Source organism: Rhizobium sp. PL01, from assembly GCF_033447125.1.
In the GTDB taxonomy this organism is placed as follows: domain Bacteria; phylum Pseudomonadota; class Alphaproteobacteria; order Rhizobiales; family Rhizobiaceae; genus Pararhizobium.
In genome coordinates, this window is sequence record NZ_JAWQUM010000002.1 from 432,114 (window position 1) to 446,116 (window position 14,003).

Annotated in this window: 12 protein-coding genes, 1 tRNA gene and 2 pseudogenes; 4 read left to right on the top strand and 11 right to left on the bottom strand. The window is 58.1% G+C overall.

Going from position 1 to position 14,003, the window contains the following annotated elements:
• Positions 1-74: 74 nt before the first annotated feature.
• From R6X40_RS06530 to R6X40_RS31575, 6 genes and pseudogenes are all read right to left on the bottom strand, one after another.
• Entirely contained in the window at positions 75-2,300 is a 2,226-nt protein-coding gene (locus R6X40_RS06530; RefSeq protein ID WP_318412009.1) for a terminase large subunit, read from the bottom strand.
• 2 nt (positions 2,301-2,302) lie between these two features.
• A complete protein-coding gene (locus R6X40_RS06535) occupies positions 2,303-2,563 on the bottom strand; it encodes a phage terminase small subunit P27 family (protein WP_318412010.1) in 261 nt (86 codons plus the stop codon).
• A 26-nt stretch (positions 2,564-2,589) separates the two neighbouring features.
• Complete coding sequence (locus R6X40_RS06540) at positions 2,590-2,715, bottom strand: hypothetical protein (RefSeq protein WP_318412012.1); 126 nt, start codon at positions 2,713-2,715, stop codon at positions 2,590-2,592.
• A gap of 69 nt (positions 2,716-2,784) precedes the next feature.
• The gene (locus tag R6X40_RS06545) at positions 2,785-3,099 is read right to left on the bottom strand and encodes a phage head closure protein (protein WP_318412013.1); all 315 of its coding nucleotides are present in this window, start codon (positions 3,097-3,099) and stop codon (positions 2,785-2,787) included.
• Positions 3,096-3,374, bottom strand: a complete 279-nt coding sequence (locus R6X40_RS06550) for a DUF3168 domain-containing protein (RefSeq protein ID WP_318412015.1) — start codon at positions 3,372-3,374, stop codon at positions 3,096-3,098. The genes R6X40_RS06545 and R6X40_RS06550 overlap by 4 nt, the downstream gene beginning before the upstream one ends.
• Positions 3,375-3,433: 59 nt before the next feature.
• Positions 3,434-3,901, bottom strand: a pseudogene (locus R6X40_RS31575) (phage portal protein); the annotation flags it as partial.
• Positions 3,902-4,060: 159 nt separating this feature from the next.
• Between R6X40_RS31575 and R6X40_RS06555 the strand changes: the two are divergent.
• Positions 4,061-4,322, top strand: a pseudogene (locus R6X40_RS06555) (hypothetical protein).
• Between the two features lie 291 nt (positions 4,323-4,613).
• On the opposite strand, the gene R6X40_RS06560 reads toward R6X40_RS06555, so the two are convergent.
• Positions 4,614-5,549 (bottom strand): hypothetical protein, encoded by a 936-nt coding sequence (locus tag R6X40_RS06560; protein WP_318412016.1) that lies wholly within the window; start codon positions 5,547-5,549, stop codon positions 4,614-4,616.
• A 499-nt stretch (positions 5,550-6,048) separates the two neighbouring features.
• Between R6X40_RS06560 and R6X40_RS06565 the strand changes: the two genes are divergently transcribed.
• Positions 6,049-6,123: transfer RNA gene (locus tag R6X40_RS06565), tRNA-Glu, on the top strand.
• 80 nt (positions 6,124-6,203) lie between these two features.
• Here R6X40_RS06565 and recJ read toward each other — a convergent pair.
• From recJ to R6X40_RS06585, 4 genes are all read right to left on the bottom strand, one after another.
• Positions 6,204-8,006, bottom strand: a complete 1,803-nt coding sequence (gene recJ, locus R6X40_RS06570) for a single-stranded-DNA-specific exonuclease RecJ (RefSeq protein ID WP_318412018.1) — start codon at positions 8,004-8,006, stop codon at positions 6,204-6,206.
• Positions 8,007-8,128: 122 nt separating this feature from the next.
• Positions 8,129-9,451, bottom strand: a complete 1,323-nt coding sequence (locus tag R6X40_RS06575; RefSeq protein ID WP_318412020.1) for a homoserine dehydrogenase — start codon at positions 9,449-9,451, stop codon at positions 8,129-8,131.
• Between the two features lie 81 nt (positions 9,452-9,532).
• The gene (locus R6X40_RS06580) at positions 9,533-10,750 is read right to left on the bottom strand and encodes an LL-diaminopimelate aminotransferase (RefSeq protein ID WP_113315759.1); all 1,218 of its coding nucleotides are present in this window, start codon (positions 10,748-10,750) and stop codon (positions 9,533-9,535) included.
• Positions 10,751-10,872: 122 nt separating this feature from the next.
• The gene (locus R6X40_RS06585) at positions 10,873-11,211 is read right to left on the bottom strand and encodes an SHOCT domain-containing protein (protein WP_318412022.1); all 339 of its coding nucleotides are present in this window, start codon (positions 11,209-11,211) and stop codon (positions 10,873-10,875) included.
• Between the two features lie 174 nt (positions 11,212-11,385).
• Between R6X40_RS06585 and phaC the strand changes: the two genes are divergently transcribed.
• A complete protein-coding gene (gene phaC, locus R6X40_RS06590; RefSeq protein WP_318412024.1) occupies positions 11,386-13,239 on the top strand; it encodes a poly(3-hydroxyalkanoate) polymerase subunit PhaC in 1,854 nt (617 codons plus the stop codon).
• 24 nt (positions 13,240-13,263) lie between these two features.
• The gene (gene sfsA / locus R6X40_RS06595; RefSeq protein WP_318412026.1) at positions 13,264-13,983 is read left to right on the top strand and encodes a DNA/RNA nuclease SfsA; all 720 of its coding nucleotides are present in this window, start codon (positions 13,264-13,266) and stop codon (positions 13,981-13,983) included.
• The last annotated feature ends 20 nt before the right edge of the window (positions 13,984-14,003 follow it).

Below are 14,003 nucleotides of genomic sequence, written 5' to 3' on the forward strand. Positions count from 1 at the left end.
TGGCGTAACGTGACGTCCCGCGATCTCGCGTGCAAGCCCTTCGACAACTTGTTTCACAACCATATTGTGCATTGCTACACAAACCGGCTCTTGCTCATCATGTTACCGGGGCGCTGCTGGTTCTGGGTGAAGTCCACCATTTTATTGTCCATCAGCGTTTCCATTTCTTTCGATAGGCGGTCAGCCAGAGCACCGTCAGTTTCCTTATTTCCAGACGCCTGAACGGTGATCGGGATTGTCGGGGAAAACGTGTTGGTGATGTGGTTGTCACGCAGCTTCAACGCCTGTTCGGTCAATTCCTCCAGCGTGGCCTTCTGCCGATCGATATTCAAATCAATCCCGGCGTCCTCTGGGAACGCTGCCTTATCAAGCTGCAGCTCGGATAGGAGGTCTTTCGCTTCCTTGATCTTGTCATAGGTGCCGACAAGCTGGGATTGGATGTTCCGCGTGGTCTGTTCGTCCAGCTTGTTCATCCTGTCCAGCCAGTCGTCCATTGCGCCGACGACATCGACCACGGCCTTTTTCAGGGCGCTGCCAACGGTCCCAGCAATGGCGTTAAACTTCCGGTCGATTTCATCGGCGCGGGCAATGACTTCCTCATTCAGGACAAGGCCCAGGTCGTGGGCTTGCTGCACCGTTTTACGGATACCGTCTTCCCCTTGGGCGATCAGCTGGACAAACTTCTCCCCGCCTGTCCCGCCGAAGATTTCATCCGCCACCCTGATTTGCGCAGCCTTGTCCAGTTGGCCCAGCTTGCCGATGATCTCGGAGAAAAGGGCGCTGGGGTCCTGCAGCTTGCGCTTCAGATCAACGGCGGTGAAGCCCAGACGCTTGACGACATTATCGAAGTTCCAGCGCAGGATAGGATGCCCGCCGTGCTGGAATTTCCGCGAGAGGATGGATTTTTCCAGCGTCTGGATTGCCGGTCCCATCGTGGCCCAGCCTTGGCGAAACTCTACGCACGGGTAGCCGTCCTCAACGAGGTTTGCCATGGTGATGCGGGCATAGTGCGGATCGAAGGCAATCTCCCGAACCTCAAATCGTTCGCAAAGGTCGCGAATGTGGTTTTCGACGGCCCTGATATCGACCACGTTGCCCGATGTCGGCATCAGAAATTCGTCAACCGCCCACTGCGAATACGGGTAGCCGCTCTGCTGTGTCCGTCTGTCGAGGTTGTCTTTCGGGCAGAAAAACCACGGCTTGACGATATACCCGTCATTCCCGTCCCGCCATGCGGCAACCACGGCTGTAAGGTCGGACGTGGAAGATAGGTCGACGCCCAGCCAGCACGGTTGCCCCTTCAGGTCTGCGAGGTCGAAGGGCTTGCTGCCCCTATCAAAGGTGGACATTTCCACAAAGGCGGCCGCGCTGTGGTCCATCCAAGTGTTCAGGTGATACTGGCGAAACGCTTCACGGTCACCGGGACGTTCTGCCGCTTCACGGGCCAGCTGACGAAGGCCTTCGATGTCTGGATAACCGTGGGCAAGGCCGGGATTTGCCCGATACCACACTGCCTCATCCTGCCAGTCGGCATCAGCTGGGGTCTCGAACAATATCGGGAGCGTGGCCGGGTCGATGATTTCGCCTTTCGCCACCTTGCGGGCATAATCAATTTGTTCGAAGGCCAAATTTTCCTGCCCGCGTCCCGCTGTCGTTGTAATTATCAGAAGCGAGTTTTTCGTCTTTGGCAGACCGCTTCGGATTGCGTCCCAAAGATGTCGTTTCTTGTGGGCGTGCAACTCGTCCACGATTGCGGTCGTTGGGGTGTGCCCGTGAGCACTACCAGCATCGCTTGACACGCAAGTAAAAAAGCTCTTGTGCCGGTCGTTGGTTATGCGGTGTTTATAGTCCGCAATCCGTGCGATCTCATCAATCTGTGGCATGGCGCGAACGACGCCTTGGATTTCATCGAAAGTGAGCTTCGCTTGGCTTCTGTCGGAAGCTGCCGACATTATCTCCCCTCCCGGCGTTCTCTCCGGGCCAAAAGTGTGGAGAAGCGCCAAAGCAGCGGCAAGCGATGTCTTCCGGTTTCCACGGGGCAACAGCAGCACAACAGTGCGCACGATGCGCGTCCCGTCCTCGTTGCGAGGGCCATAGATGGCGCGAACGATACGCTCCTGCCACGGGTCCAGCTGGAAATGATGTCCCGGCAGCGGGTTCTTCGGATGCTTCAGGGCTTGCAGAAACTTCACCGCCCGTTCGCCATAGCCCAGCGGGTCGGCAATCGGGGAATTGTCAAATATCCAATCCGGGTATGTCGTCTTTTTCTTCGGCTTGGGCGGCAGGATCAACTTGACCATGTTCAGAGCCCCAGCGCGTCGTCATCATCGGGTGTGGGTTCATCCCCGCCCATGCCAGCCCGCGACCGGGATGCCGGGGTGATGCCAAGTTCTGCGGACAGGCGGGCAACGGAAATCTGTGCTGCCTTCAGCATGGCCGTGGCCGGGTTTGCCTTCGGTGCCTGATGCGCCGTCTTCACGAGGATGCCGTTCGTCTGGATTTCCTTTAGCGCTTCCCGTTGCATCCACAGAGCGGCCACGTAGGTTTCGAGCACGCCCAGCATCGGCTTTGCCAGCAGCTTCCGGTTCTTCAGGTCTGCAGGATGACATTCCACTCTTCGGACATGGAAGCGTCCACCGTGGCAGGCAACGGGGGGATGCCGTCCAAGCCACCGCTGATGGTTTTGAGGGCTGGTTTAACGCCGGGAAATGCCATTTTTAAAAATCCCTTTTATTGATTTTGTTGGTGTTTTCGGAATACTTGTGCAAGATCGGTCAAATTTTCCTATTCAGAAGCCACGCAACGCAGGTCCAGCCCCTCGCGTCTTCCGAGTTCTTTCACCTCTTTCAGGTCGAAGGCGCGGCCCGCGTAGGTGATCCGGTCGGCAACCTGCAGGCCGTCACGGTGGCGGATACGGAAGACGGTGGCCGTCTCGGCATTGGTGCCGGGTGCAGCCAGAAATTCCTGCGTGGTCTGCTGAATGATCTGGGCGCGAACCGTGGCGATGGTGGCCCAGCCCTCTGTCGGGGTGCCGTAGTCGTCCACCACGGTGCCAGCCCGTTCGATCGATATGGTCTTGTCGAGTTTCCCGGCTCTCATGGCGCTACCTCCAGAACGATTGCTTCAAGGCTGACGACGGCGTGGGAATAGAGGCCATCGGGATCGCGCAGAAAACGGCTACTGGCGATGTGGAGGTCTGCCACCTGCAGGCCGGGAATGCTCCAGACCGCATCAGCAAGCGCGGTGCGGACGGTGCCGACGATCTGTTTCGAGCTGACCAGACCGGCTTCCTTGGCCCAGACATGGAGATCGAGGAAGGCCGCATGGCGAAGGCGGGCGATGTCACCGGCTCCCGTGGTCTGGCCTTTCGCCAACCCATATGGATGATATCGGGGAAGTCGATGAAACGCTGTCCTTGGCCCGCGCTGATGCGATAGCGCGGCTCTTGTGTGCGGCTGTCGATCTCGACTGTCACTGTCGGGGGATGGAGGCGATGGAGTTCTGTTGGTTCGCCATCGGCGCTACGCAGGATTTCCGCATAGCCATTGCCGTAAGCGATGGCATCGGCCGTCAGCAGTTCGCGCAGCTGGGGACCTCGGGTCCAAGGATTGGCATCCCCATTCAGCAGGCGAGACGCAACATGCGTTGTGTCTCGCTCCCGCGAACCGTCATTGGCACGGCGGTATGCGTGCAGCGGTAGGATGGAAACGGCTTCGGCAATGGCCTTGACGCCAGCAGCGACAGCCGGGACGCGCAGTGCGCTGGCTGGGGTGACTGATGCCCCACTGGCCGATTGGACAACTCCGAAAATGGAAAAATCGAGATCAGTCGGGGCGTCAAGGGAACGCGCCTCGGGTGCGGTCTCTGTCGTCGTCTGTGTCTTGCGGAATGGATTGCGCATCTGTCACCGGCCAAATCAGGGTGACACTCAAATTACATATGTCCGGGGCAATGTCTGCAAGCCCTCGCGCGCGTGGGCCTGAGCGTGGCCATGGGGCATTCAGAAAATTTTAGAGATCGCTGAAACTGAATATCAAATCATGCGCGTTAGAAGTGTGCCATGAGTAATTTCACGCTGTTTGTTATCCTGTCCTCGGTCGCAGCCTTTTTGGGTGCGGGCGGCTACACGCTCCTGCCCCGCGAGACGTATGATCCCGCATGTCTGATCAAGGGGAATATCTCGATCAGTTCGGGGGAACACATCTTTCACGTACCGGGGCAAGAATACTACGAGGCCACCAACATCCGTAGACTATGGGGAGCGCTGGTTCTGCTCTGAAGCGGATGCCCGCGCCGCTGGTTGGCGCAAGGCAGGCCGGTAAACAACTGGGCGGGGGGCTTTGGGGGGTGGGCTCCCTTCCGGGAGGAAGGGTCTTTCTTCCCGTAATCTTGCTTAGCGCAGCGTCGAGAATGCAAATCCCGTTTGGGTTTGCTATCTCCTTTTCCTCTTCTGCTTTTCCAAGTTTTTTCCATCTATATCTACTATTGGAACTGCCACTTTAATTTCTAAACACGAAAATATACTCGAAACAATAAGCAATATCAGTGTATTACGATCCTCACTTTTGAGAGATTTGGGTAAAAAGCGGACTGCCACTAAAATTTTCTAAACGCTATTCGGACATTAGCCCAAGGTCGTCATGCAGGCGATGAAAACGGTATGAACCGGGAGCGGCAAAGGCAGGTTTTTCCATCTTCGGGGAAAGCACTATCGGCTGTGTGAGACGTTCGAATATTTTCCATCGATCTGCTTTCGTCAGATGGGAGCAATTGGTGGTCGTTGCTTTCCGGTAGAGGTCCTTGAGTTCCACGTCGATCGCCGCGTGACGAGCAGAGAGCCCTCGGGGTTTCTTGGCGACTGTTCCCGTTGAGGCTGGTTGGACTGGTTTCGGCTGGTCGGTGGAACTGGTGGTCTCCAGATAACCCGCTTCGAACACGATCCGGCAAAGCTTCTCTGTGGGTTTGATCCACAAAACGGTCTTGCCGTGCCATAGGTGCGGCTGAGCGACGATGAGGCCTTGGTCGATCAACTCGCCCTTGATCCGATGAAATGTACGCTCAGACACAATTACAGCGTCTGACGCTGGGGCGGCCACCTTATTCACGCAAGACCGCCTCCAATCGTCCACCGGACGCGCACCCCAACGCTCAAACCGCTGCAGGTCTGTATCCCAACGGCCGTTAGTCGATTGATGGTGCTGGAAACAAATATCCCGCAACAACGAACGGACGAAAGCTTTCTCCCGGCATTTCACATTCTTGGAAAGAGCAGTGAGGATTTTGAGGTAGTTCGGTAGGCGTGGGATATCACTATCCCCTTGGGCTGACTTCGGAAGCACGGCAGCGCCGGATGCTCCAACCTTATGAGCCGCCTTTGTCGATGCCGTGCGCATCCAAACGGGAAGCTTTGCCGCATCTTCGGCGGTGTCGGCATATCCGGCCAGTCCAAGTTCGATGCCATGCTCCATTGCGATCATATCGCTGATCAGCTGCGCATACGCGCTTTGGCCTGCATCGATCACGTTCTGTGGAATAATTCCGTTTTGCATAGCTGAACCAATTCATTTCGGTTACGAAACAAAATCGGTTCGGCTACGGTCACGTTCGTTGATAGTTTGGGTTAGCCGACCCGATCTTCCTTAAGCCCCCGGTTGTCACTCACCGGGGGTTTTTCTTTTTTCAGGATGTCAGGGATGCCGTCTAGAGCCTCGGGGCTCGACTGGTACGCGCTGGCGTACCGCCTCTTGAGGGTTAGCCAATCGCGGAAATAACGTTTGTATAACAATGACGCGATTTTGGCGGGTTAGCCAATCTAAGACATTGAAAAACAACGATAGTGCAGCTCCCCTAGGGCGTACCATTGTGAACCTCCCTTTCAGTGAATAAAACTGCCTCGCAGACGCCCAAATCGGGCGGCGCGGGCGTTTTCGCGTGACATAAACTCCCGTGGTTTAGCTGCTGATTTTACTGTGAAAAATTCTTCAAAAAATGCGATTTAGCGCTTGCAGCATTCAACCTGTCTGACTATAAGACGCCCACACCACTGATGCGCCCTTCGTCTATCGGTTAGGACACCAGATTTTCATTCTGGGAAGAGGGGTTCGACTCCCCTAGGGCGTACCATGGTCTTTCAATCTCCCTGACATTGCAGAGTTTTCTACAGCGCAACTGACCCGCGCCGTATTATCACGCACGATTCCGGTTCAGAATGCCCTTGCGGCGTCGATCACCCGCAATTGAACGCGCCGTGTTCCCTGCCACATGTCGGCGGAGATCGAGGCGGCCACATGCAACGACGTCCCGCGCTCCGACAGCAGCAAGTCGCCAAGCGGCGTTTCCAGCGCCCGGAATGCAATGCCCTCAATCCTTGAGCCGTCCTGACCTTCCAACGTCACTTTGACATGGTTGGTGCCGACTTGGCGCGAATCGCGCAGGCGGTGCGCCGGCAGTGCGAAGATTGGCTGCGGATGCCCTGCCCCATACGGGCCTGCCTGCTCCAGTTGATCGATCAGCGCCAGATTTGCCCCGGCGGCACCCAGAGCACCGTCGATCTTCAGCGTTTCAGCCGAGACGAGGTCCTTGACGGTATTCTGCGCCTTTTCGTCGAAGAAGTGCCTGAGCTTACCGAGATTGGCACGCTCGACCGTCAGGCCAGCCGCCATGGCGTGACCGCCCCCCTTGGCCAGCAGGCCGTTATCGACCGCTGCGCGAACAATCTTGCCGATGTCGAAACCGCTGATCGAGCGGCCGGATCCGGTTCCCTTGCCGTTCGCATCGAACGAGATCGCAAAGGCCGGACGGCGAAACTTTTCCTTCAGCCGTGCAGCCAACAGGCCGACAATGCCCGGATGCCAGTTTTCGCGGGCGGTAACGATGATCGACGCCGATTCGCCTGTGCCATATTCCGCCAGTGCCTCGGCCTCGGCCTCTGCCAGCATGGCAACTTCCATAACCTGCCGCTCGCGATTGAGTTCATCAAGTTTTGCGGCGATCTCCTCGGCTTCACCTTCGTCTTCAAGCGTCAGCAACCGGCTACCGAGTGCCGCATCACCAATTCGTCCGCCAGCATTGATGCGCGGGCCGATCAGGAAGCCGAAATGATAGGGTGTAACAGGCCCGCCAAGACCAGCCTTGCGAAACAGCGCCGATAGGCCTGGGTTCTGCATGTGCCGCGCGGCCACCAGTCCCTTAACCACATAGGCCCGGTTCAGGCCCTTGAGCGGCACCACGTCGCACACGGTCGCCAGCGCCACGATGTCAAGCAAGGCAAGCAGATCGAACGATGCGACGCGTTTGTCGCCGGATTCGCGCAACTGGCGCACAGCGTTGACGAGAACAAGGAAGACAACGCCTGCAGCGCAGAGATGCCCCTGCCCCGACAGATCGTCCTCGCGGTTCGGATTGACCAGCGCCACGCAAGGCGGCAGCTCAGCACTGACCTGGTGGTGGTCGATGACAACGACATCGATGCCACGCGCTTGGGCCGCTGCGAGCGATTCGTGGCTGGTCGATCCGCAGTCAACGGTGACGATCAGCCGGGCGCCGTTGTCGATCAATTGATTGATTGCAGTAGGATTAGGGCCGTAACCTTCGAAAATCCGGTCGGGAATATAGATCTCCGCGTCGACGCCGAAATGGCGCAGGAACCGGAACATCAGCGCCGAGGACGCTGCGCCGTCGACATCGTAGTCACCAAAAATGGCGACCTTTTCGCGCGCCTTGATCGCCGTGACGATCCGGGCGGCGGCCTTGTTGCAGTCCGTCAGAGTATCCGGGTCAGGCATCAACGAACGGATGGTCGGATCGAGGAATGCCACCGCGTCGTCCATCGTCACGCCACGCCCCGCCAGCACCCGCGCGATCAGATCGGAGAAGCCATGAACCTGACTGATAGCCAGCGCGCGGTTCTGCCCGGCCTGATCCAGCCGCGATACCCAGCGCTGACCGGTGACCGAACGCTCGACATTGAGAAACGCCCGCTGGACGGGATCTGGCACATCACTCATCGCACACCCATGATTTTTGACCGTTCGTACGCGGGTTTTGCATCCTGCGCAAACCGCAACGAAAACGGCCCCACCCGGAGATAGCCGGATGGGGCCGCAAGACATGCATCTGCGATTTCGGATCAGGCCGTCTTTGGCCGTTCGATGCGGATGACCTGTGGTTCGCCGACGAGATAGCCCTCGCCCTTGATCGAGGCAACGGCCTTGCGAACCGAATCCTCGGTCGTCGCATGGGTCACGAGAATGATCGTCTGCGGGCCATCGGGATCGACGGGCTGCTTGGAATGCTGGACGATCGATTCCAGCGAAATCCGGTTTTCCGCCATGCGCGTTGCGATGCTCGCAAAGACGCCGGTCTTGTCGAGAACCTTCAGGCGAATGAAGTATCCGCCTTCATGGCTTTGGATCTGCGCCTGCTTGTAGGGTAGCAGGGCCGTGACCGGACGGCCGAAGGCCGGTACGTGCTGCGCGCCCGGGCGGCTCTTGGCAAGATCGGCGATATCGCCAAGCACTGCGGATGCTGTTGCATTGCCACCGGCACCTGGGCCGACCATCAGCAGTTCACCGAGAATATCGGATTCGATTGCCACCGCATTGGTCACGCCATCGACCTGCGCAATCACCGAATCGAGCGGCACCATGGTCGGATGCACGCGCTGTTCGATGCCGCTTTCCGTGCGCTGGGCAACGCCGAGCAGCTTGATCCGGTAGCCGAGATCGGCCGCCGCATGGATATCGTCAATCGAGATATTGGTAATTCCCTCGAGATAGATGTCATCGGCCGCGATCGCGGTTCCGAAGGCAAGGCTCGTCAGGATCGACAGTTTGTGAGCTGTATCATTGCCCTCGATGTCAAAGGCCGGGTCAGCTTCGGCATAGCCGAGACGCTGCGCTTCCTTGAGGCAAGCCTCGAACGACAGGCCTTCCTTCTCCATCTTGGTCAGGATGTAATTGCAGGTGCCGTTCATGATGCCGTAGACGCGCGAGATCGTGTTGCCGGTCAGCGATTCCCTGACCGCCTTAATTACCGGAATACCACCGGCGACGGCGGCTTCGTAGTTCAACAGCGCACCGTGTTCTTCGGCGAGACCGGCAAGCGCGATGCCGTGGGCAGCAAGCAGCGCCTTGTTGGCGGTAATGACATGGACGCCACGCGACAACGCAGCCTTAACGGCGGACAGAGCCGGTTCTCCGGCACCGCCCATCAATTCAACAAAAACGTCGATATCAGCATTTGTTGCGAGCGAAAGCGCATCGGCATGCCATTCAATGGCAGAAAGATCGACGCCGCGATCGCGGTTGCGGTCACGTGCGGTAACAGCGGTAATTTCGATGGCCCGGCCGCATGTCGTCGCCAGCGCCTCGTGGCGCTCCTGGAGGATCCGCACGAGCGAGGCGCCAACAGTTCCCAAGCCCGCAATGCCGATTTTAAGGGCATCTGCCATACAACTATTCCTAACATATCGAGAGCGCTCCGCCTGAAAAGGCGGAGCAGATTTTGAGGGGTACCAGAAAAATCCGGTGCCTCAGCGATGAGCGTTCAGCGAGATGACGTTGTGCAACGTATCGTCGGCTGTCGAAAGAAACTTCTTGAGGCTGCGGGCGGCCTGGCGAATCCGGTGCTCGTTTTCGACCAGCGCGATGCGGATATAGTCATCGCCCTGCTCGCCGAAGCCAATGCCGGGCGCAACCGCGATGTCAGCCTTTTCGACCAGAAGCTTGGAGAATTCCAGCGAACCGAGATGACGGAACTTTTCCGGGATCTTGGCCCAGGCAAACATCGTCGCTGCCGGCGGCGGAACGTCCCAGCCGGCCTTGCCGAAGCTTTCGACCAGCACGTCACGGCGGCGCTTGTAGATATTGCGCACTTCGGCAATATCCGAGCCATCGCTGTTCAGCGCATGGGTCGCAGCCACCTGGATCGGCGTGAAGGCGCCGTAATCAAGATAGGATTTAACGCGCGTCAATGCTGCAATCAGGCGTTCGTTGCCAACGGCAAAGCCCATGCGCCAGCCGGGCATGGAGAATGTCTTCGACATCGAGGTGAACTCGACGGTGTTGTCCATCGCGCCGGGAACTTCGAGAACGGACGGCGGCATTACGCCGTCGAAATAGATTTCCGAATAGGCCAGATCCGACAGGATGACGATGTCATGCTTCTTCGCGAAAGCGACGACTTCCTTGTAGAAATCGAGCGTTGCCACATGCGCCGTCGGGTTGGACGGATAGTTGATGACCAGCGCAATCGGCTTGGGGATCGAATGACGGATCGCCCGCTCGAGCGGCGGGAAGAATGTGTCGTCCGGCTCGACCGAGATCGAACGGATGACGCCGCCGGTCATCAGAAAGCCGAAGGCATGGATCGGATAGGTTGGATTCGGGCAAAGGATCACATCGCCCGGAGCGGTGATCGCCTGCGCCATATTGGCGAAGCCTTCCTTGGAACCGAGGGTGGCAACGACCTGGGTATCGGGATTGAGCTTGACGCCAAAACGGCGGGCATAATAGGCGGCCTGCGCGCGGCGAAGGCCCGGAATGCCCTTGGAGGACGAATAGCGATGGGTGCGCGGATCCTGAACGACCTCACACAGCTTATCGACGACAGATTGCGGCGTCGGAAGGTCCGGATTGCCCATGCCGAGGTCGATGATATCAGCTCCACCCGCTCGCGCGCTGGCTTTCAAACGGTTGACCTGTTCGAAAACGTAAGGCGGCAGACGCCGGACTTTGTGAAACTCTTCCATCTCTAAACCTCGTCTTGCGCCGTCCCCGTGCCGGAATCATGCGTGCAAGGAGACGCGCGCGGTGCAATCAGGCCCACGCGGCCGTGAAACGCTTTGCGTCCAAATCAGCCGAAACGCAAGCGCTATTTCTGTATCTGCTTCAGCGTATCGCTGCCGTGATTGGCGGCCAGAAGCTGAAGCTCCTTCAGGCGGCGCTGATACTCCGCCTCGGAAATCTGGCCCGACGAGCGGGCAGCCCCGAGTGCCGACAATCGCGCCGACTGGCTGGCAGCTTCGTCATTGCTCATCTGGGTAGTTGCTGCCGGTAATTTGCCTTCGATGACAGGATAGACATCGGAGGGAATGGGCTTGGCCATGGTGGCCGAATAGATTGACGGTTGCTCTTCGACCTTTGCCGAACTGCAAGCAGCAAGAACAAGCACCAAACCTGCCATTCCAAAGGCCGTCATCATCCGCGTCATCACTGCTTTCCCCGACTTCGTCATATTGCCCCTGCCCGGCCCCTTTCGTTGAATCCCTGACCGAAACCGGCGGGCCGCCAATGTGCCCCGAGTCCAACATGCGCTGGCACTTGTAATCATTTTAAGGCAGAATGTAAAAAGACAAAACAAACAAACATCTGTGGAGGAAACTGGGTGGCAGAAGACAGGAAGGCCGCGGGCCAGGCCGACACCAGCACGGATGGTTTTCCCGGTTTCGACCCGAAATCCGTTGAACCCTATATCGTCAAGGACCCGGAAGCCTTTGCGATCAATCTGGCCCGCTCAGTCGAGCAACTCGGCAAGGCCGCATCGGCTTGGCTTGCCCCGCGCGAAAGCGGTGAGAAGGCCGACAGGGGCGCCGATCCCATGGTCGACATGGTCAAGACCCTCTCCAAAGTCTCCGAATACTGGCTCTCTGATCCGAGACGGGCGCTTGAGGCACAAACCCACCTAATGGGAAGCTTCTTCTCCATGTGGACCCGCAGCATTCAAAAAATGAGCGGCGAGGCCGTCAGCGATCCCGACGAGGTGCCACGCAACGACAAGCGGTTTTCCGATGCCGACTGGGTCGCCAATCCCTTCTTCGATTTCCTGCGCCAGGCGTACTTCATCACGTCCAACTGGGCCGACCGCATGGTAAGTGACGCGGAAGGTCTCGACGAGCACACCAAACACAAGGCCGCCTTCTATGTGCGGCAGATTTCCAGCGCGTTGTCGCCGGCCAATTTCGTCACCACCAATCCGCAGCTCTATCGCGAAACGGTCGCCTCAAGCGGCGCCAACCTGGTCAAGGGCATGCAGATGCTCGCCGAGGATATCGTGGCCGGCAAGGGCGATCTGAAACTGCGCCAGACGGATGTCAGCAAATTCGCTGTCGGTGAAAACATCGCGATCACGCCCGGCAAGGTGATCGCCCAGAGCGACGTCTGCCAGGTTTTGCAATATGATGCCTCCACCGAGACCGTTCTGAAGCGGCCGCTTTTGATCTGCCCGCCTTGGATCAACAAATTTTATGTGCTGGATCTCAATCCTCAAAAGTCCTTCATCAAATGGGCCGTTGATCAGGGCCACACCGTCTTCGTTATCTCCTGGGTCAATCCGGATGAACGCCACGCGAACAAGGATTGGGAATCCTATGCCCGCGAAGGCATCGGCTTTGCCCTCGACACCATCCGCCACGCGACCGGCGAAGATGAGGTGAATGCAATTGGTTACTGCGTCGGTGGCACCCTGCTTGCCGCAACACTTGCCCTGCATGCGCAGGAGGGTGACAAGCGCATCCGGTCTGCCACCTTGTTCACCACCCAGGTTGACTTCACTCATGCCGGCGATCTCAAGGTCTTTGCTGACGAGGAGCAGATCGCCCAGATGGAAAAAGGGATGAAGGAGACCGGTTATCTCGACGGCTCGAAGATGGCGATGGCCTTCAACATGCTGCGAGCTTCGGATCTTATCTGGCCTTATTTCGTCAACAATTACCTGAAGGGTCAGGAACCCTCTGCCTTTGATCTGCTCTATTGGAATTCCGATTCGACCCGGATGCCCGCCGCCAACCACTCCTTCTACCTGCGCAACTGCTATCTGCAGAACAATCTGACCAAGGGTGCGATGGTGTTGGCCGGCAAGACGATCTCGCTCGGTGATGTGAAAATCCCGATCTACAATCTCGCCACCAAGGAAGACCATATCGCCCCGGCAAAGTCGGTGTTCGTCGGCAGCCAGTTTTTTGGCGGCGAGGTCACCTATGTGATGTCCGGTTCAGGCCATATCGCTGGCGTCGTCAACCCGCCCGACAAAGGCAAATACCAGTTCTGGACCGGCGGCGCTCCCACCGGCGATTTCGAGGATTGGGCGAAGACGGCCAAAGAGACCCCAGGCTCCTGGTGGCCACACTGGCAGACCTGGATCGAGGCGCTCGACGGCGAACGCGTCCCGGCAAGAAAGACCGGCGGAAACCTCAACTCTCTGGAAGAAGCGCCGGGCTCCTATGTCCGTGCCCGCGCCTGATCAAACAACGGACACCGACACTTCATGCTCTTCGATCGGCCACTGGTGCCCGCCGTTCTCACCCAGCGCTACAAACGCTTTCTCTTCGATGCCGTGCTTGAGGACGGTCGCGCCATCACCGGCTCCTGCCCCAATACCGGCTCGATGCGCGGGCTGACGACGCCGGGTTCGCGTATCTGGTTGTCCGAGCATGACAGCCCGACACGCAAATATCAGCATATGTTCGAGATGGTCGAAGTCGATGGCACGGTTGTCGGCATCAATACCGGTTTGCCGAACAAGCTGGCGGAGGAAGCCATCAGGGCGGGTCAGGTCGGCGACCTCCATCTCTATTCAACCGTCCAGCGCGAACAGAAATATGGCCGCAATTCCCGCATAGACATCCTTCTCAGTGACGCGGAACGCGGGAGCGCCTATGTCGAGGTCAAGAACGTGCATTTCAGCCGCGCACCCGGCCTGGCGGAATTTCCCGACAGCCCGACCGCGCGGGGTGCAAAACATCTGGAGGAGCTCGGCGATATGGTCGAGGCAGGCCATCGCGGCATCATGATCTACCTGATCCAGCGAGACGACTGCGCAATGTTCAGGATATGTGACGACCTCGACCCGGTTTATGCAAAGGCTTATCGCCGGGCAATGCAGCGCGGGGTTGAGGCCTTTGCCGTCAAATGCCAGGTTTCGCCGCAGCAAATTGTGCCTGATGGCCTGATCCCGATAGACGAACCCGCCTGTGCTGATCTATGACATTTGTGAAAGACAACTGA

Coding starts and splice junctions, on each gene's coding strand:
- R6X40_RS06530 (WP_318412009.1), bottom strand. CDS start 2,300: ATGGTCAAGTTGATCCTGCCGCCCAAGCCGAAGAAAAAGACGACATAC.
- R6X40_RS06535 (WP_318412010.1), bottom strand. CDS start 2,563: ATGCTGGGCGTGCTCGAAACCTACGTGGCCGCTCTGTGGATGCAACGG.
- R6X40_RS06540 (WP_318412012.1), bottom strand. CDS start 2,715: ATGGCATTTCCCGGCGTTAAACCAGCCCTCAAAACCATCAGCGGTGGC.
- R6X40_RS06545 (WP_318412013.1), bottom strand. CDS start 3,099: ATGAGAGCCGGGAAACTCGACAAGACCATATCGATCGAACGGGCTGGC.
- R6X40_RS06560 (WP_318412016.1), bottom strand. CDS start 5,549: ATGCAAAACGGAATTATTCCACAGAACGTGATCGATGCAGGCCAAAGC.
- recJ (WP_318412018.1), bottom strand. CDS start 8,006: ATGAGTGATGTGCCAGATCCCGTCCAGCGGGCGTTTCTCAATGTCGAG.
- R6X40_RS06575 (WP_318412020.1), bottom strand. CDS start 9,451: ATGGCAGATGCCCTTAAAATCGGCATTGCGGGCTTGGGAACTGTTGGC.
- R6X40_RS06580 (WP_113315759.1), bottom strand. CDS start 10,750: ATGGAAGAGTTTCACAAAGTCCGGCGTCTGCCGCCTTACGTTTTCGAA.
- R6X40_RS06585 (WP_318412022.1), bottom strand. CDS start 11,211: ATGACGCGGATGATGACGGCCTTTGGAATGGCAGGTTTGGTGCTTGTT.
- sfsA (WP_318412026.1), top strand. CDS start 13,264: ATGCTCTTCGATCGGCCACTGGTGCCCGCCGTTCTCACCCAGCGCTAC.